This is a genomic window from Erythrobacter sp., assembly GCF_035194505.1.
Classification (GTDB): domain Bacteria; phylum Pseudomonadota; class Alphaproteobacteria; order Sphingomonadales; family Sphingomonadaceae; genus Erythrobacter.
The window spans coordinates 736519-754127 of sequence record NZ_CP136573.1 but is presented as its reverse complement, the minus strand read 5'-3'; the positions used below and the strand labels follow the sequence as shown (position 1 = coordinate 754127).

The following is a 17609-nucleotide window of genomic DNA, read 5'->3' as shown; positions in this document are numbered from 1 at the left end:
CCGCAAGCGGTCCGTCTTCGACTCCCCCTGAAGGGGAGGATCTTCACTCCCTCAGGGCTTCCCGAAATCCGGATCAGTAAGCGTCCACTCCGTCCGCGCAGGCGGGGGCTCGGGCGGTTGCCATGTCTTGCCCCTCGGCCAGTACGAACATTCCGCCAGCACCCCGCGCCCCACCAACCCCCGCTCATCCTCATCCGCCGCAGCCGCCACCAGATCCCGCTCGCGCAACGCAACAAACGCCGCCCAAGCCGCGCGCGTCTCCTCTGACAACCTTGCCCACATCGCCGCCTCCTCGGCTTCGACGCGGCGGCGCACCTCCTCGATCTTGCGGTCGATGCTGGCGCGCACCTCGGCGGTGCTGACGGGCTTGTGTTCGGCCTCCCATTCCTTGCGCCACTGCTTCTTGTGGCGTTCCAGCTCCATCAGGTCGATCGCGTTGAGCGCCTTGGGCCGGCCGTCGGCAAAGCGATCGGGCGCGCGGTTGCGCAAGATGAACATCAGCAGTCGGTCATTATAGCGGCGGCGGGTGCCGATGAGCTTGCCGTAGGAGTAGAGCGGTTCCTCCACGCCGTTGAGGGCGCGGTCCATCACCACGTCCTCGACCCGGCTCACGCCGAGCTGGAGCGCGCGTTCCCATGCGGCGCGGAAGCTCGCACCTCCGGACTGGCGGCGCAGGTGATAGGCGCCGACGGTGCTCATGTTGACGGCCTTGCACGCGGCGTCGACCGAGCCGGTGTCGGCCAGCGCCTCGATGAAGTCGCGCTGGCGCTGCGGGGTCCAGCCGTTGTGGCGGTTGCACTGGCGCGGGACGGGGGTGAAGGCGGGCAGCTCTCCGGCGGGAACGGGGAGGCGGGTGGTGCGGGGGTCGCTTCTTCTCGTCATGGAAATGATGGGACCACAAAAGCGCCGAGTAGGAAAATGTGGGCGGATGGCGCCGGGCTTGCGGGCTTCACTTGGCGTTCAGCGATGCCCCCGCTATAGACCCGGCCATGGTGACTTCAGCTTCTTCCCGTATCGCGCGCGCGGCTCTGCTGGCTGCGACCCTCGCACTCGTCCCGGCCTGCGCCGGCAAGACCGAGGGCAAGGACGTCGCCTATGTCGCGCGGGACGTCGAATCGCTCTATTCCGAGGCGCAGCGGCGGCTGGACCGGGGCAATACGCTTCAGGCCGCGGCGCTGTTCGACGAGGTGGAGCGCCAGCACCCCTATTCGCCCTGGGCCCGCCGTGCGCAGCTGATGAGCGCCTTCAGCTATTACATCGCGCGCGACTACAACAAGGCGATCCAGAACGCGCAGCGGTTCCTGTCGATCCACCCGGGCAACAAGGATGCGCCTTACGCCTATTATCTGATCGCGCTCAGCTATTACGAGCAGATCAGCGATGTGAACCGCGACCAGAAGATCACCGAGCAGGCGCAGACCGCGCTGCGCGAGGTCAACCGGCGCTTCCCGCAGACCGAATATGCGGCTGACGCGCGCCTGAAGCTCGATCTGGTGGCGGATCACCTTGCGGGCAAGGAAATGGAGATCGGCCGCCATTACGAGCGGATGGGCATGTGGCTCGCCGCCGACATGCGGTTCCGCAACGTGGTCGAGAAGTTCGACACCACCAGCCACACCCCCGAGGCGCTGTTCCGCCTGACCGAGACGAGCCTTGCGCTCGGCATCCCGCAGGAAGCGGTGAAGTATGCCGCGGTGCTGGGAGCGAACTATCCGGGCACGGAATGGTACGAGAAGGCCTTCAAGCTGGTCGAAAAGCACGCCGCCGGCGTCACCGCCTCCTAGGCCTCCCCGCAGCCCCTGCGCAGAGCCGCGCCTTAACAAACACGGGGCAGCGCTTAACCGCATCTGTTGATGCAGCGGTGGGGGGATGCTTGCAATATCGGGCACCGGACTTAGGGTTCGACCATCAAAGCCGGCATTCGCACCGGCGCGGGGGCAGGGGTTGCAGCACTTTATCCTGAAACGGGCCTGGTTCGCCTTCGCTGCGCTGCTGGCCTTTGCGCTCGTGCCCGGCGCGGCGCAGGCGCAGTCGCAGCTGCTTGTGCCCTCGGTGCTCGAAGAGATGCGCCTCGTCACCGCCGACGATAACGCCGCCACCTTCATCTTGCGCTTTTCCCCTGCCGAGCCGCGCTATGCCGTGGTCGAGCGCAACCCCACCCGGCCCGAACTGGTGATGGCGACCTCGCTCAAGACCGGACGCGTGCCCGACCGCCAGAGCTTCCGCGGCCTCGTCCGCGCGCTGCTGTTCGTGGGCGAGGGCAGCAGCCTGGTGCTGCGCTTCGACACCGCGCGGCCCGCATCGATCAAGGCCGAGAAGGTGGGGAACAATTCCCTCCAGGTGCGCATCGAATAGGCCCCGGGCGACGAGACCCTCGGCGTCCGCCCGATCGGCTCGACCGGCGAGAACGTGGTGCCCCAGCAGCAACTTGCGCGCTCCCCGGTCGATGCCTTTGCGCCGGGCGATGCCTACGAGATGATCTTCCTCAAATATGCCGATGTCTCCGAAGTCGTCGGCCTGCTCGCCGAAGGGCTGGAGATCGCCCCCAACGATGTCTTCATCCGGCGCGAGCCGGGCTTCGGATCGCCCGCCAACAACCAGCAGGGCGCCTTCATCGCCGCGACCCCCCAGACCAATGCCGAACAGGCCCCGCTCGGGCAGAACTTCGGCAACGGCCTTGCTATTGACCGCCGCCTCAATGCCATCTGGGTGACCGGCACGCCCGAGCGCATCGAGCTGGTGAAGCGCCAGATTGCCCTGATCGACGTGCCGGTCGACAGCGTCATCCTCGAAACCCAGTTCGTCGAACTGAGCGAGACCGGCGCCCGCAATCTGGGGATCGATTACAACAACCAGAACGGCCAGCTGGCCGTGGGCGATGTCTCGACCGGCTCCTTCCTGCCCTTCGGCATCAATCCCACCGATATCCTGCCCTCGGGCCAGTTGCAGGCGGCGATCCTCGCCCAGATCCAGAAGGGCGAGGGGCGGATCGTCTCGCGCCCGCGGATCGCCGCGCAGAGCGGATCGACCGCCAAGATCATCACCGGCGATGCCCTGCCGATCCTCACCTCGATCCAGCTCTCCGGCGTCAACGGCGTGTCGCAGCAGGTGCAATATGTGAATGTCGGCGTGACCTTGCAGATCGCCCCGCGGGTGAGCAGCGACGGCTACATCACCTCCAAGATCTACGGCGTGGTCTCCAGTGTCACCGGCTTTTCGCAAGGCTTCCCCACCATCAGCCAGCGCGAGGCCGAAACCAGCGCTTCGGTGCGTGACGGCGAGACTTTCGTGATCGGCGGGCTGACCCAGGAAAACGTGCTCACCACCAAGTCCAAGGTGCCGCTGCTCGGCGATATCCCGCTGATGGGCGCGCTGTTCCGCAACGAACGCTCCAGCACCTCCAAGACCGAGCTCTATATCGTCATCACGCCGCGGATCGTGCGGCACCGCCGGTTCGAGACCGAAGCGGCCGAAGACGCCGAAGCGCAGAGCGCGCCGGAGGTTCCGGCCGGGTAGCCTGCGCGCGCCGGGGCGCGATCCGTTCCGAAGCCATGCGGCCCCGCGCCCTGCCAGCGGCGGCGCGGCCTCGCGCCGCCAAAAATCCCAAATAATACAAGTTAGTTAACCGAGTTTATGACAATTTTTCTATCGACAATCGGATGTGTCATGATAGCTTCCTCCGATCGGTCGCGATCCCGAGGGGGGATGTGATCGGGGGCTTAATATTGGAGAGATCACAGATGAAGATGAAAGCCCTGGCCGCGATTGCCGCGCTGCCGATGATCGCGCTGGCCGCGCCCGTTCAGGCGCAGCAGGCGGGGGACAAGATCCCGGGCAGCTATATCTGCGTGTTTGATGCCAACAAAGTGTCGCGCGGCAATGCCATGGCCGAAGCCCAGCGTTCGGCGCAAGCCGCGTAGGGCCAGCTGCGCCACGTCTACAGCGTTGCGATTCGCGGCTTTGCCGTGAATGCCGCACCGCAGGCGATCGCCAATATGCAGGCCAACAATCCGAACATCTCCTATTGCGAACAGGATCAGGTGATGACCGTGATCCAGCGCAAGCCCGGCGGTGGCGGCACCACCACTCAGCCGGCGCAGCAGACCCCTTGGGGCGTGGCGCGGGTCAATGGCGGCCGGCCCGGAACTTTCGCCACCGCATGGGTGATCGACAGCGGTGTCCAGCTCAATCACCCCGATCTCAATGTCGATACCGTGCGCTCGCGCAACTTCACCGGCAGCGGGGACGCCAGCGACCAGAACGGCCATGGCACCCATGTCGCCGGCACGATTGCGGCAATCGACAACACCATCGGCGTGATCGGCGTTGCCCCCGGCGCGCCGGTGGTTTCGGTGCGTGTGCTTGATCGTCGCGGTTCGGGCTCGACCTCGGGCGTGATTGCCGGCGTGGATTACGTCGCGCAGTTCGGCCGTCCCGGTGACGTTGCCAACATGAGCCTTGGCGGCGGGATCAGCACCACGCTCGACAATGCGGTGATCGCTGCCTCGGCAGGCGGCGTGCGCTTCGTGCTGGCGGCGGGCAATGAATCGCAGAATGCGGCCAATTCCTCGCCCGCGCGTGCCAATGGGCCGAACATCTACACGATCTCGTCCTTCGCGGTCGGCGACAACTGGTCGAGCTTCTCGAACTTCGGCAACCCGCCGGTCGATTTCGCCGAGCCGGGTTCGGCGATCAAGTCGACCTGGATCGGCAGCGGCTACAACACCATCTCGGGCACTTCGATGGCAGCGCCGCACTTTGCCGGCATCCTGCTGCAGGGCGCACCGGGCAATGGCGGCCGGGTCAACGGCGATCCGGACGGCAACGCCGACACGATCGGTGTCGTGCCCTAACCAGCCCGGCTGATGGATTTGCAGACGGGGGTCCGGTTCGCGCCGGGCCCCCGTTTGCTTTGGGCAGGCCGGCCGCGCGCTGTCCCTTCTTTTGTCCTTCCACGGCAGCGGGGTGGCGGGGGGTTTTTGTCCCCCTTTCGCTGCGCTACCTAAGGGAGGAGCGCGCGCGAATCCGCTCGCTTGCAATACATAGGGGACGTTTCTTCATGCGCCGATCCATGCGCCTTGCCGCCGCCTTCGCAGCTTGTGTCAGCTTCTCCGCGATGGCGGCCGCGCAGGAGGACGGCTATCGCACGCCGCCCGCGGCCGTGGCCGACATCGTCACCCGCGCGCCGAGCCCGAGCGTTTCGGTCTCGCCGGGGGGTGACCTGTTGCTGCTGATCGAGCGCGAGGCGCTGCCGCCCGTCGCCGATCTTGCCAAGCCGATGGAGAAACTCGCCGGCCTGCGCCTCGATGCGGCGACCAATGATCGCCACCGCACCCGCGCGGCGGTCGGGCTCAGCTTGCAGACCATCGCCAGCGGCGAGACCCGCAAGGTCACGCTGCCCGCCGGTGCCGATCTGTCGCGCTTTGCCTGGACGACCGACGGTTCCAAGGTGGTGTTCGCCAACACCCGCACCGACGGGGTCGATCTCTACGTGCTCGACACGGCCAAGGCGACGGCGCGCAAGGTGATGAGCGGCGGGGTCAATCCGATCTTCCAGTCGCCCGAATGGCTCGCCGACGGATCGCTGCTGGTGCTCACCATCCCCGAGGCACGCGGGCCGATGCCGGTGGAATCGCTCACCCCGCGCGGGCCGGCGATCCAGGTTGCGACCGGCGGCAAGCAGGCCCAGAACCGCACCTATCAGGATCTGCTCGAAAACCCGCATGACGAGGCCATGTTCGAATGGCTCGCCACTTCGCAGCCGGTGATCCTGTCCGCCGACGGGAAGAGCAAGCGCGCCATCGGGCCTGCGCGCATCTACACCTCGGTCACGCCTTCGCCCGATGGCAAATATCTGCTGATGGAGTGGCTCGAAAAGCCGTTCTCCTATCAGGTGCCGTGGTCGCGCTTCCCGCTCACCAGCGCGGTCTATACCCGTGACGGCAAGCTGGTGGAGACCATCGCCGCCCAGCCGCTCGCCGATAGCCTGCCGGTAGACGGCGTGCCGACCGGGCGCCGCGAAATCCAGTGGCACCCGAACGCGGATGCGCTGTTGATGTGGGTCGAGGCGCAGGATGGCGGCAACCCCCGCACCAAGACGGCGGTCCGCGACCATCTGCTCGCGCTCGCGGCCCCCTTCAGCGGTGAGGCCCGGGTGCTCGCCCGGATGGAGGACCGCACTTCGGGCGTGATAGGGATCGAGGGATCGGACGATCTCATCGCCTATGATTATGACCGCGACACGCGCGAGATCCGCCAGACGCTGGTCGATGTCACCGGCACCAATGCGCCGCGCCAGATCGGCATCCGCAATGCGCAGGACGCCTATAACAACCCTGGCAGCCCGCTGATGACCTGGACCGATCGCGGCACCCGCGTGGCGCGGATGAAGGATGGCAAGCTGCTGCTGTCCGGCCTTGGCGCGACGCCGCAAGGCTTTCGCCCGTTCCTGCGCCGCTTCGATCTCGCCACGCTCGCCACCGAGGAGCTGTGGCGCAATGCGGGCGAGCAGTTCGAAAGCGTGGTCGATGTGCTGGCCGAGGACGGCAGCGCCTTTGTCACCTCCTACGAAAGCCCCAGCAATCCGGGCAATTTCCGTCTGCATCAGGCAGGCAGCAATGCGCGGTTCCTCACCAATTTCCCCGATCCGCACCCCGAACTGACCGGGATCAAGCGCGAGCTGGTGACCTACAAGCGCGCCGACGGGGTCGATCTCACTGCGACGCTTTATCTGCCCGCCAGCTACAAGCCGGGGGACAAGCTGCCGGTGGTCGTCTGGGCCTATCCGATGGAATATAGCGACGCGGCGACCGCCGGTCAGAACCGCGACAGCCCGTGGCGCTTCACCCGCGTCGGGGGATATTCGCCGCTGTTCTTCCTGACGCAGGGCTATGCCGTGCTCGACAATGCCGCCATGCCGGTGGTCGGCGCGGACCCTGAAACGGTCAATGACAGCTTCATCGAACAGGTGGTGTCGAGCGCAAAGGCGGCGATCGATTTCACCGTCGCGCGCGGCTTTGGCGACGGGGAGCGTGTGGGCGTGGGCGGGCACAGCTACGGCGCCTTCATGACCGGGCACCTGCTCGCGCACAGCGATCTGTTCCGCGCCGGGATTGCCCGTTCGGGCGCCTATAACCGCACGCTCACCCCCTTCGGCTTCCAGTCCGAACGGCGGGTGTTCTGGGATACGCCCGAGACCTATTACCGCCTCAGCCCCTTCATGGTGGCCGACAAGATCAAGGAACCGGTGCTGTTCATCCACGGGCAGAACGACAGCAATCAGGGCACTTTCCCCGAGCAGTCGGAGCGGATGTTCGCGGCGGTCAAGGGCACCGGCGGCACGGCGCGGCTGGTGATGCTGCCGCACGAGGACCACGGCTATCGCGGGCGGGAATCGGTGCTCCACACGCTGGCCGAGATGATCGACTGGTTCGATCTCCACGTGAAGAACGCGCCAGCTCCCAAGGGAGAATAGCGGGGGCGAGCCTTGGGGATTGGTGCGTGTTGCGCAGGTGACGCGCGGGCAGGTGTGCGCTATCTGTTCCGCCGATGCTGACCCGCCTCTCGATCCGCAACATCGTCCTTATCGAAGCGCTCGACCTCGATTTCGCGCGCGGGCTGGGCGTGCTGACGGGGGAGACAGGGGCGGGCAAGTCGATCCTGCTCGATGCGCTCGGCCTTGTGCTGGGGGATCGTGCCGAGACCTCGCTGGTGCGGGCCGGGGAAGAGAAAGCCTCCGTCACCGCCGCTTTCGAATTTGCCGCGCTCCCCGCTGCTATTGCCGCCGCGCTCGATGATGCGGAGATCACGCTCGAACCGGGCGAGCCGCTGCTGATCCGGCGGCAGGTGAAGGCGGACGGCGGCTCCAAGGCCTTCATCAATGATCAGCCCGCGAGCGTCGCCCTGCTGCGCGAGCTTGCCCCGGCGCTGGTCGAACTCCATGGCCAGCATGATGATCGCGGCCTTGTGAACCCGCGCGGGCATCGCGCCCTGCTGGATCGCTATGCAGGGACCGATGTGGCGGGGCTCGAACGCGCCTTTGCCGATTGGGCGCGGGCCGAAGCCCAGCTGTCCGAAGCGCGCGCCAGCGTGGAACAGGCCAAGGCCGATCAGGACCTGCTGATCGCGCACCTCGCCGAACTTACCGCGCTGGAGCCGGTCGCAGGCGAGGAGGAACGCCTCGCGCTGACCCGCGCCGATATGCAGAAGGGCGAGAAGCTCTCGGGCGATCTCGAAGATCTGCGCCACCTGTGGGAGGGTTCGGATTCGTCGCTCGCCGCGCTGCGCGTCGCTGCGCGCAAGCTTGACCGGATTGCCGAACAGCACCCGTTGCTGGCCGAGGCGCTCGCCGCGCTGGACCGCGCGGTGATCGAAGCGAGCGAGGCGGAGGACAAGCTCGCCAAGGCCGCCGAGGCGCTGGTGCATGATCCGATGGAACTGGAGCGCGCCGAAACCCGCCTGTTCGATCTGCGCGCGGCCGCCCGCAAGCATCGCTGCGAGGTCGATGATCTGCCTGACCTTGCACGCACCATGCGCGCGCGCCTCGATGCGATCGAGGGCGGGGAGGCGCAGCTGGATGCGCTCGAAGCCGCCGCGAAGGAAGCCCGCAGCGCCTATGTGACGGCGGCGGAGAAGGCCCATGCGGCGCGAACGGCGGCGGCGGGCAAGCTCGATGCGGCGGTGGCGGCGGAGCTTGCGCCGCTGAAGCTCGATGCCGCGAAGTTCCGCACCTCTGTCACTTTGCTGCCCGAGGAACGCTGGGGCGCGCATGGCATGGATGCGGTCGAGTTCCTGATCTCGACCAACCCGGGGGCTGACTTCGCGCCCTTGAACAAGATCGCGTCCGGCGGTGAACTCTCGCGCTTCATTCTCGCGTTGAAGGTCGCGCTGGCGGAGAAGGGCGGGGCGGCCACGATCATCTTCGACGAGATCGACCGCGGCGTGGGCGGGGCGGTGGCCTCGGCCATCGGCGAGCGTCTGGCGCGGCTGGCGGCGAACGAGGGCCAGCTGCTGGCGGTCACCCACTCGCCGCAGGTCGCGGCGCGCGGCGGCCAGCACTACATGATCGCCAAGGCCTCCAGCGGCATGGTGACGAAGACGAGCGTGGTGCTGCTCGACAGCGCTGGCAGGCAGGAAGAGATCGCGCGGATGCTCTCGGGCGCAGAAGTGACGCCTGAGGCGAGGGCGCAGGCGGACCGGCTGCTGGAGGGGGTGTGATATGAAACTACGTGAGATGATATCGCGCGCAGTTAGGCCGCGGCTACATACCCGATTTTCAGAAGTTGGTCTCGATGTTCCCGAGTTCGATGAAGATGATCAGCATCTTGAACCTCTCGAAGACATCGAGAATGTAGGTGGGTTAAGTGTTGTAATCGAATACTTAGATGCCAAGGGCAATGTATCCCAACGCCTTATCACTTGTCGGAAAATTTCTGTTCGCGCCGGCAAGGATTATCTTAACGCCTATTGCCATCACCGAAAATCGCCTCGGTCATTTCGAATTGACCGGATCACCGACATTTTTGATGCAACTACCGGAGAGTCTCTTAGCCCCGCGCAAGCATTCTTTGCCAATTTCCAGCCTGATGAGACATCAAGCTCGGGACTGTCTTGGGGGCTTTCAGTTGGCCGTCGTGCTGATCTGATTGCAATGCTTAACGCGTTGATTTTCATTGCGCGTTGCGACAAGGATTTTCACTTTGCGGAGCGTGAAAGCCTTGAGAAGGCTTTGACCAGCTTCTGGCTCAGGCTGGAAATTCTGGGCGATCCTGACTTCGATGATTTGCTCCGATACGCAGACAGACTTGCACCTGATGGAGAGACGTTCTGGGTCGCCATGCATCGGTTCAAGGAAGATGCTGTGTTGGCGGACATATTCGCGCGACACGCAAATCTTCTGATCCAAGCTGACGGCGTGATCCACCAAACGGAAGCGTATTGGTCCGTCGAGATCGCTGATTTCTTTTCCGATGTATAATCGTCTCCTCCCCATCCTCCTGCTCGCCGCCGCTGCTGCCTGCACGCCTGCCACCCCCGCGCCCGAGGAGGCTGACCTGATCGCCAAGCCCAACAACGCCACCTACGGCACCGACGCCAATCTCGGCGCGTCCGAGCCGGATGCGGTGCTGCGCTATGCCACCCACCAGCGCGGGTTTGCCGAGCTGCGGCTGCCCGAAGGTACAGGCCCGTTCCCGCTCGCGGTTATCTATCATGGCGGGTGCTGGAAGACCGGCATCGCCTCGCAAGCCTACATGGCCCCGCTCGCGACCCGCTGGCAGCAGCAGGGCATCGCCACCCTCAATGTCGATTACCGTGAAGTTGGCGACGGGGGCGGCTGGCCGGGATCCTTCACTGACTGGGCCGCGTCGGCCAAGCTGATCGAGGAGGTTGCGGCCAAGCATCCGATTGACCGCAAGCGCGTGACGCTGGTGGGCCATTCGGCGGGGGGCTTGCCCGCAGTGTGGCTGGCGAGCGATTCCGGCAAGGATGGCCCCGTCGGCAAGCGCAAGGGGGTGAAGGCGCGTGCGGCGATCGTGCTCGACGGGCCGGGCGATGTCGGGCCCGAGCAGCCTGCCTTTGATGCCCTGTGCCAGTTCTCCGCGGTCCAGCCCTTCATGGGCGCCGCGCCCGCCGCCGCGCCGCAGCTTTACGGCGCGATCTCTCCCGCCGCCCATGCGCCGCGCCTTGAGGAGGTGCTGTTCGTGCAGGCCAAGCTCCACGCGCCTTCCGCCGCAACGCAAAGCGCGCTCGGGAAAGCGGGTGCCAAGGTGAACGTGCGCGAGAATGTCGGCCAAAGCCACTTCGCCATCATCACGCCGGGCAATCCGGTCTACACCGCCAACGAAGCGGCGATGCTGGCGGTGCTCAAGGGTGCACCCTGAAGCGGGTTTTGCACCAGTACCGCCCCGCGCTATGCTGCCGGAAACTGAGGGGAATCATTGCCATGAAACATGCTGCCGCTGCCACGCTCGCTATCGATTTTGCCCTCACCGCCTGTGCCGGGGGAGAACCCGTCGCCAGCGCGCCAACCGGGCCGGATGCGCGTTTCGCGGTGACCGACAGCAAGGACTATGATCCTTTCTCGGTCAACGCCGTCCCGTCCGATCCGGCGACCGCAAAGATCGCCTATGGCTCTGCCTCCGAGCGGCAATATGGCGAACTCAGGATGCCCAATGGCAAAGGGCCTTTCCCGCTCGCGGTGATCTGGCATGGCGGCTGCTGGGTGGGGATGGGCGGCACCGCCAATGTTGCTGCGCTCGCGAGCTTCCTTGCGAAGAACGGCGTGGCGGTGTGGACGCCGTCCTACCGCGAACTCGGCTCCGACGGCGGGTGGCCCAACACCTTTGCCGACTGGGCGCAGGGCCTGGGCTATGTGAACACCCTCGCCAAGACCTACCCGATCGATCTGAAGCGCATCACCGTGATGGGCCACTCGGCGGGGACGACCCCGGTGATGTGGCTGCCGACGGGGGACAAGGGTGACGCCGTGCTCAAGGCCGGGCTTCCGGCGGTGCAGGCGGCGGTGGTGCTCGACGGGCCGATGCGGCTGCGCGATCTTGTCGGCATGGACGCGATGATCTGCGGCCAGCCGGTGGTCGCACCGCTGGTGGGCGGCACGCCTGCCGATGTGCCTGCGCGCTATGCTATGCTCGATCCGCTCGCCAATACGCCGCTGGTGAAGAAGCTGCTGGTGGTCCACGGCGCGCTGCCCGATCCCGATCCGGCGGTGATCGCGGGGCTCAAGGCCAAGGGCATCGCAGTCGAGGTGATCACCATCGACCAGAACCAGCACTTCAACCTGCTTGTGCCGGGCACAAAGGATTTTGCCGCCATCGGTCCGGCGCTGCTTGCGATTGCAGGCGGTCGCTGAAATAGCGATCGGCATGAGCACCGAAGGAATGTCCGAGGCGGATGCCGCCAATGAATTGATGCGCCTTGCCCGCGCCATCGCCAAGCACGACCGGCTCTATCACGCCGAGGATTCGCCGGAGATCTCCGACGCCGAATATGACGCGCTGGTGCGGCGCAATGCCGAACTGGAAGCGGCTTTCCCGCATCTGGTGAGGCCGGATTCGCCGACGCAAAAGGTCGGCCACCAGATCGCCGCCTCGCCCTTGGGCAAGGTGACCCACGAGGTTCGCATGATGAGCCTCGACAATGCCTTTTCGCCCGAGGAAGTGGGCGAGTGGCTGGCGCGGATGCGGCGCTTTTTGAACCTGCCCGACAGCGAGCCGCTGGCGCTCACCGCCGAGGACAAGATCGACGGGCTGTCCTGCTCTCTGCGTTACGAGAATGGCGTGCTGGTGCGCGCCGCGACGCGGGGTGATGGACAGGTGGGCGAGGACGTGACGGCGAATGTCGCGCATATTCCCGATATCCCGCAAACCCTGCCCGCAGACGTGCCCGCTATCTTCGAGGTGCGCGGCGAGGTCTATATGGAAAAACAGGCCTTTACCGCACTCAATGCTGCGCAGCATGAAGCCGGCGAAAAGGTGTTTGCCAATCCGCGCAATGCCGCTGCCGGAAGCCTCAGGCAGAAGGATGCGAAGGTCACGGCCAAGCGCCCCTTGCGCTTCTGGGCGCATGGCTGGGGCGCGGTTTCGCAGCTTCCCGGAAAGACCCAAAGCGAGGTCGTCACGGCCCTGCGGGAGTGGGGCTTTCCGGTCTCGCCGCACTTCACCCGCGTGGTGGGCGGGGCGGACGAACTGGTCGCCCATTTCGATGCCATCGGACGCGCGCGGCCGGGCCTTGCCTATGATATCGACGGGGTGGTCTACAAGCTTGCCCGGCTCGACTGGCAGGAGCGCCTCGGCTTCGTCGCCAAGGCTCCGCGCTGGGCGCTGGCGCACAAGTTCCCGGCCGAGCGCGCCGAGACCGTGGTGCAGGGCATCGACATACAGGTCGGGCGCACCGGCAAGCTGACGCCGGTGGGCCGCTTGGCGCCGGTGCTGGTGGGCGGGGTGACTGTCACCAATGTCACGCTCCACAACCGCGACGAGATCGCGCGGCTCGGCCTTCGCGTCGGCGACCGCGTGGTGATCCAGCGCGCGGGCGATGTTATCCCGCAGGTGGTCGAGAACCTCACGCGGGAGGAGACGCGCCCCGCTTTCCCGTTCCCCGATCACTGCCCCGAATGCCAGTCCGAGGCCGTGGCAGAGGAGGGCGAGGTCGATGTGCGCTGCACCGGCGGCCTCATCTGCCCGGCCCAGCGCACCCAGCGGCTGGAGCATTTCGTCAGCCGCAAGGCGCTCGATATCGAAGGGCTGGGCGAGAAAACCATCGCGCAGTTCTTTGCCTTGGGCTGGCTCGAAAGCCCCGCCGATATCTTCCGCCTGCGCGCCCGCCGCAGCGCAATTCTGGCGCTGGAGGGCTGGCAGGAAAAGTCGGTCGACAACCTGCTGGCCGCAATCGAGGCCAAGTGTGCGCCTGACGCGGCGCGGCTGCTGTTCGCGCTCGGCATCCGCCACGTGGGCGAGGTGACCGCGCGCGATCTGATGAAGCATGTCCACGAATTGCCTGCGCTGCGGGCGCTGGCCGAGCGTGCCCATGAAGGCGACGACGAGGCCGCAGCCGAGATCACCGCGATCGACGGCATCGGTCCGAGCGTGGTCGAGGCGCTGGGCGATTTCTTCCACGAGCCCCACAATGTCGCGGTGTGGGATGCGCTGCTCGCCGAAGTCACCCCGCCGCGCTACGAGGTCGAGACGATCGCCAGCCGCGTCGCCGGCAAGACCGTGGTCTTCACCGGCAAGCTGGAGACCATGAGCCGCGACGAGGCCAAGGCGCAGGCCGAACGGCTGGGCGCGAAGGCAGCCGGCTCCGTCAGCGCGAAAACCGATCTGCTGGTCGCCGGGCCGGGCGCGGGATCGAAGCTCAAGAAGGCGGCCGAACTCGGCATCGAGACCATGGACGAGGCCGGCTGGGCGGCGATTGTGGCCGAAGCACTGGGCAGTTCCGGGGGCGGCGACGGAGGATGAGCGGCATGCGCAGGCTCGCACAGGGGTTGGCAGTGCTGGCGCTGATCGCTGCGATCGGCCTTGCCGCCGCCTGGGCAACCTCGCCCGATCCCAGGGGCAATCCCGCCAGTTTCGAAGATGCAGCCCTCGATCCGCAGCTGGCGCCGCTGGCGGAGGCGGTGACCCTGGCGCTCTATCGCGGGGATGACGGACAGCCGGCAACGCTGCTGGTCACCGGCTTTGACGCGAGCGGCGTAACAGGCATCCCGCTCGCGGCGCTGGGTGCTGCGACGACCGGCGATCCGCTGCGCGATCTGGCCAGGCTCCCCCGCCTGCCGGATGCCGCCGCCGCGCTGCCAGCCAGCCCGCGCATCCGCCTCACATACGAAGCGCTGCTCCCGTCCGCGCCCTCCGGCACGATCCATATCGGCACCGGCACCAATTTCCCCGAGCACGCCGCCGAGGCCAGCAGCGGCGCGGTGTTCCAGTTTCCCAAGTTCGGCACCGCCACGCCCGCCCGTACCCGGATCGCGGCGCGGCCGGGCATCCTGCTCGATTACGAAGTCGAATTGTGCATGCGCTTCGACCGCGACATCGCCAGCCTCGCCGATTTCGACGCGGCCACAAAGGGCGTGTTCCTGTGCGGCGATTTCACCAACCGCAACGCGCTGGTGGCGTTGGCCGATCCGGACAATCTCGATTCGGGCACCGGCTTTTCCGATGCCAAGAGCGGCCCCGGCCAATTCCCCTCCGGCCCCTTCCTCGTGGTGCCGCGCGACTGGAAGCGGTTTGTCGCCGATGCGCGCATGACCACCGAGGTCAATGGCGAGCGGCGGCAGGACGCGCGCGGGGGCGAGATGGTGATGGATTTCCGCGCGCTTGTTGCAAAGGCGCTGGGTGACATGCAGCGCCCGCGCTTTCTCTATCGCGGCGGCTTCTACCCGCTTGCGCCGCAAGGGCGGATCACCCGGGACATGACCTTGATGTCGGGCACGTCGGAAGGGGTGATCTTCACACCGCCCACCCGCGCCGACATGATCGAGGGACTGCTCGCCTACGGACGGGCCGGCGGGCCGCTTTCGGGGGCCGGACTGATCGACATGGTGAAGCGCGAATTTCTCGCCAACGAGCTGGAGAGCGGACATTTCCTCCAGCCGGGCGACCGCGTGCGCCACGGATCGAACCGGCTTGGCGACATGCTCGTGGAGGTCACCGTGCCATGAGCGGCCGCTTTGCCGAACGCGCCCCCCGCTGGCTCGCGCCTGCGCTTGGCGCGGCCTTGCTGCTTGGCTTGCCTGCCCCGGCGATGGCGCAGAGCGAAGCGCCGCCTGCCTCCGTCGCCGAGGAAGCGGTGGTCATCCCCTTTGCCCCTCCGCTCGGCACGCCTGTCACCTACGCCCTGCGTTTTGAACGCAAACGTCCCAGCGGCGACAGTGTGATCGAATTCGAGCAGCGGCTGACCTTCGAGCGGCTCGGCAGCGGCTATCTGATGCGGCTCGAAACCCTGTCCTTTGCGAGCGGCGGGCGGCGGTTCGAACTGGCCGACAAGCGGGTGCTCGATGCCGTGCCGCCGGCGCTGCGGATCTATCTCCTGCCGATGGCGGTCGAGCTCGATTCCTCGGGCGAAATGGTGCGGATGCGCGACTGGGAGGCGATGCGGGCGGGCCTGCGCTCCATGCCCGAGGCAGCGGCGGCGCTTTCGGGCGCGCCACTGGATGAGGCTGCGCTGGCGGCAATGCAGCGCTTGCTCGATCCGATCATCAACGCCTCTGCGGAGGAAGGGCCTGCGCTGATGATCCGCGGCTGGCCAGCCTTGCTCGGTTATGGCGGCGGAGAATTCGTGCTGGGCGAGCCTGTCGAAGTGGACACCGAGGTGACCGGCGGGCTGCTCCCCGGCGCGGTTCCTGCCACGATGCAGGGCGTGGTGACCCGTACCGCCGAGGGCCATTTGCGCCTGATCCAGACGGCGCGCTTCGATCCTCAAGCGATGCGCGCGGCAACGCTCGCGATGATCGGGATGATGCGGACAGCAGGGGCGGGCAGTGGCCGTGCGGCGGCCGGCGAAGAGACGATCGAATCCTTGCAGATCACCGACGAGGTGGAGATCGCCTTCGATCCCCTCACGGGCCTGCCGGTCAACGCCAGAACCGCGCGTGTGACCAGTGTCGTCACCAGCGCAGGAAGCGCAGTGGGGGGCGAAGTTCTGACCCTGCGGCGGATCACGCCATGAGCGACCTCCTCGCCGAACTCCATCCCCAGGCGCTGCGCATTGCCGCGCTGCTGCGCGCTCGCGGAGAGAAGGTGGCTGTGGCCGACGGGGCGACGGGGGGGCTCATTGCGGCCACCTTGCTCACGGTTCCCGGCGCGCTCGATTTCTTCGTGGGCGGGGGCGTGGTCTATTCCCTGCGCGGGCGCGATGTGCTCTTCGCTCTGCCGCGCGAGGCCTACAAGGGGATGCGCGGGGCGACCGAGGAATACGCCCTGCTGCAAGCCCGCGCCATCGCTGCCAATTTCGGCGCGGAATGGGGGCTGGCGGAGAGCGGTTCGGTCGGCGGATCAACGCACCCGAGCGGGGCGCCTGCGGGGCGCTCTGTTGCCGCACTGGCAGGCCCGGCGGGCGAGGAGCACACGCGCCTCCTTGAAACCGGTTCCGACAATCGCATCGCCAATATGGCCGCCTTCACCCGCAATGCCCTCGCGCTGCTGGAGGATGCTCTCTCGGCCTAGCGCACCCGCCGCCAGTCGCGCCGCCGCCTGAGCCACAGGATCGCCCAGTCGCCGCGCTGGAGCCTTGCGGCCATGCGGAAACCGGCAAGGCCCATGGCGCGCCTGACGGCGGCTTCCTGATCGCCTGCCAGCAGTCCGGCGAGCAGCAGGCTACGGCCCGGCGATACGGCGCGGGCGAAATCGGGCGCGAGTTCCACCAGCGGGCCTGCAAGGATGTTGGCGATGAGGAGATCGTAAGGCCCGCGCACCTGAAGCAGCGGATCGTCCATCCCGTCGGCCACGATCATCACCGCTTCGCCCGGCGCAGCGCCCATCATCACGCCGTTGGTGGCGGCATTCTCTTCGACCACCGGCACGCAGACCGGATCGATATCGGTGAGGGTGAGCAGCGCGCGCGGCCACAGGGCCAGCGCCGCAAAGCCCAAAAGCCCCGTGCCCGTGCCGATATCGGCGATGTTGCGGGCGACCACGCCGCTCGCCTTCATCGCGTCGAGTATTTCGAGGCATCCGGCGGTGGTCTTGTGCTGGCCGGTGCCGAAGGCCTGACTGGCGGGAATCACGAAGTCGATCGCGGCAGGGTCAGCCGGATAGTCCGGCGTGTGGACATGGAAGCGCCCGGCGCGGATCGGGGTGACATTGTGCTGGCTCAGCGTCACCCAGTCCTGCGGCGCGAGTTCCTCGATGGTGACCGGCGGGGCCTTTCCTTCGAACAGTCCGGCAAGCGCGGCTTTCTCGGCCTTGCCGGGTTTCCTCGGATACCAGCCTTCGAGCACCCAGTCCTCGGGCTTGTCCTCGGCCACCTCGCGGCCCGCGATGACGAGCTCGTAATCCCAGTCGTCGATTTCGTCATGCACGAGCAGCGCCGCCTGGACGACGCGCTTGGGGGCGTAGAGCGAGAGCTTCCACGTCGTGTCAGCGGACGCCATC

General features: G+C 66.7%; 16 protein-coding genes. 14 read left to right on the top strand and 2 right to left on the bottom strand.

Annotation, left to right across the window (positions count from 1 at the left end; translation table 11 throughout):
• Positions 1–51: 51 nt before the first annotated feature.
• On the bottom strand, positions 52–882 hold the full coding sequence (locus RSE14_RS03755; protein ID WP_324075905.1) for a hypothetical protein: 831 nt from the start codon (positions 880–882) through the stop codon (positions 52–54).
• Between the two features lie 107 nt (positions 883–989).
• On the opposite strand from RSE14_RS03755, the gene RSE14_RS03750 reads away from it, so the two are divergent.
• From RSE14_RS03750 to RSE14_RS03685, 14 genes are all read left to right on the top strand, one after another.
• Positions 990–1784, top strand: a complete 795-nt coding sequence (locus tag RSE14_RS03750; protein WP_324075904.1) for an outer membrane protein assembly factor BamD — start codon at positions 990–992, stop codon at positions 1782–1784.
• A 160-nt stretch (positions 1785–1944) separates the two neighbouring features.
• A complete protein-coding gene (locus tag RSE14_RS03745; protein ID WP_324075903.1) occupies positions 1945–2355 on the top strand; it encodes a hypothetical protein in 411 nt (136 codons plus the stop codon).
• A 57-nt stretch (positions 2356–2412) separates the two neighbouring features.
• A complete protein-coding gene (locus RSE14_RS03740; protein WP_324075902.1) occupies positions 2413–3516 on the top strand; it encodes a type II secretion system protein GspD in 1104 nt (367 codons plus the stop codon).
• A gap of 224 nt (positions 3517–3740) precedes the next feature.
• Entirely contained in the window at positions 3741–3920 is a 180-nt protein-coding gene (locus RSE14_RS03735) for a hypothetical protein (protein WP_324075901.1), read from the top strand.
• A 45-nt stretch (positions 3921–3965) separates the two neighbouring features.
• Positions 3966–4853, top strand: coding sequence for a S8 family serine peptidase (locus RSE14_RS03730; protein ID WP_324075900.1), 888 nt, complete (start codon positions 3966–3968; stop codon positions 4851–4853).
• Positions 4854–5059: 206 nt separating this feature from the next.
• The gene (locus tag RSE14_RS03725) at positions 5060–7474 is read left to right on the top strand and encodes a S9 family peptidase (RefSeq protein ID WP_324075899.1); all 2415 of its coding nucleotides are present in this window, start codon (positions 5060–5062) and stop codon (positions 7472–7474) included.
• A 74-nt stretch (positions 7475–7548) separates the two neighbouring features.
• Positions 7549–9216: a DNA repair protein RecN gene (gene recN, locus RSE14_RS03720; RefSeq protein WP_324075898.1), complete on the top strand. Its 1668-nt coding sequence runs from the start codon at positions 7549–7551 to the stop codon at positions 9214–9216.
• Position 9217: 1 nt separating this feature from the next.
• On the top strand, positions 9218–9976 hold the full coding sequence (locus RSE14_RS03715; RefSeq protein ID WP_324075897.1) for a WYL domain-containing protein: 759 nt from the start codon (positions 9218–9220) through the stop codon (positions 9974–9976).
• Positions 9969–10880, top strand: a complete 912-nt coding sequence (locus RSE14_RS03710) for an alpha/beta hydrolase family protein (protein WP_324075896.1) — start codon at positions 9969–9971, stop codon at positions 10878–10880. Before RSE14_RS03715 ends, RSE14_RS03710 begins: the two co-directional genes overlap by 8 nt.
• A 62-nt stretch (positions 10881–10942) precedes the next feature.
• Complete coding sequence (locus tag RSE14_RS03705; protein ID WP_324075895.1) at positions 10943–11869, top strand: alpha/beta hydrolase fold domain-containing protein; 927 nt, start codon at positions 10943–10945, stop codon at positions 11867–11869.
• A 13-nt stretch (positions 11870–11882) separates the two neighbouring features.
• Positions 11883–13976, top strand: a complete 2094-nt coding sequence (ligA, locus tag RSE14_RS03700; protein ID WP_324075894.1) for an NAD-dependent DNA ligase LigA — start codon at positions 11883–11885, stop codon at positions 13974–13976.
• Positions 13977–13981: 5 nt separating this feature from the next.
• A complete protein-coding gene (locus tag RSE14_RS03695; RefSeq protein ID WP_324075893.1) occupies positions 13982–15178 on the top strand; it encodes a fumarylacetoacetate hydrolase family protein in 1197 nt (398 codons plus the stop codon).
• Complete coding sequence (locus RSE14_RS03690; protein ID WP_324075892.1) at positions 15175–16185, top strand: hypothetical protein; 1011 nt, start codon at positions 15175–15177, stop codon at positions 16183–16185. The genes RSE14_RS03695 and RSE14_RS03690 overlap by 4 nt, the downstream gene beginning before the upstream one ends.
• Positions 16182–16682: a CinA family protein gene (locus RSE14_RS03685; RefSeq protein ID WP_324075891.1), complete on the top strand. Its 501-nt coding sequence runs from the start codon at positions 16182–16184 to the stop codon at positions 16680–16682. Before RSE14_RS03690 ends, RSE14_RS03685 begins: the two co-directional genes overlap by 4 nt.
• Here the strand turns inward: RSE14_RS03685 and RSE14_RS03680 are convergent.
• Positions 16679–17608 carry a 50S ribosomal protein L11 methyltransferase gene (locus RSE14_RS03680; RefSeq protein ID WP_324076807.1) on the bottom strand — a complete coding sequence of 310 codons (930 nt, stop codon included), beginning with the start codon at positions 17606–17608 and terminating at the stop codon, positions 16679–16681. The two genes, RSE14_RS03685 and RSE14_RS03680, sit on opposite strands and share 4 nt — an antisense overlap.
• Between the last annotated feature and the right edge of the window lies 1 nt (position 17609).

Excerpts from the sequence above, each read along its gene's own strand:
- RSE14_RS03750 (WP_324075904.1), top strand. The coding sequence starts at position 990 with ATGGTGACTTCAGCTTCTTCCCGTATCGCGCGCGCGGCTCTGCTGGCT.
- RSE14_RS03755 (WP_324075905.1), bottom strand. The coding sequence starts at position 882 with ATGACGAGAAGAAGCGACCCCCGCACCACCCGCCTCCCCGTTCCCGCC.
- RSE14_RS03715 (WP_324075897.1), top strand. The coding sequence starts at position 9,218 with ATGAAACTACGTGAGATGATATCGCGCGCAGTTAGGCCGCGGCTACAT.
- RSE14_RS03705 (WP_324075895.1), top strand. The coding sequence starts at position 10,943 with ATGAAACATGCTGCCGCTGCCACGCTCGCTATCGATTTTGCCCTCACC.
- RSE14_RS03695 (WP_324075893.1), top strand. The coding sequence starts at position 13,982 with ATGCGCAGGCTCGCACAGGGGTTGGCAGTGCTGGCGCTGATCGCTGCG.
- RSE14_RS03685 (WP_324075891.1), top strand. The coding sequence starts at position 16,182 with ATGAGCGACCTCCTCGCCGAACTCCATCCCCAGGCGCTGCGCATTGCC.
- RSE14_RS03710 (WP_324075896.1), top strand. The coding sequence starts at position 9,969 with ATGTATAATCGTCTCCTCCCCATCCTCCTGCTCGCCGCCGCTGCTGCC.
- RSE14_RS03725 (WP_324075899.1), top strand. The coding sequence starts at position 5,060 with ATGCGCCGATCCATGCGCCTTGCCGCCGCCTTCGCAGCTTGTGTCAGC.
- ligA (WP_324075894.1), top strand. The coding sequence starts at position 11,883 with ATGAGCACCGAAGGAATGTCCGAGGCGGATGCCGCCAATGAATTGATG.
- recN (WP_324075898.1), top strand. The coding sequence starts at position 7,549 with ATGCTGACCCGCCTCTCGATCCGCAACATCGTCCTTATCGAAGCGCTC.
- RSE14_RS03690 (WP_324075892.1), top strand. The coding sequence starts at position 15,175 with ATGAGCGGCCGCTTTGCCGAACGCGCCCCCCGCTGGCTCGCGCCTGCG.
- RSE14_RS03735 (WP_324075901.1), top strand. The coding sequence starts at position 3,741 with ATGAAGATGAAAGCCCTGGCCGCGATTGCCGCGCTGCCGATGATCGCG.
- RSE14_RS03680 (WP_324076807.1), bottom strand. The coding sequence starts at position 17,608 with ATGGCGTCCGCTGACACGACGTGGAAGCTCTCGCTCTACGCCCCCAAG.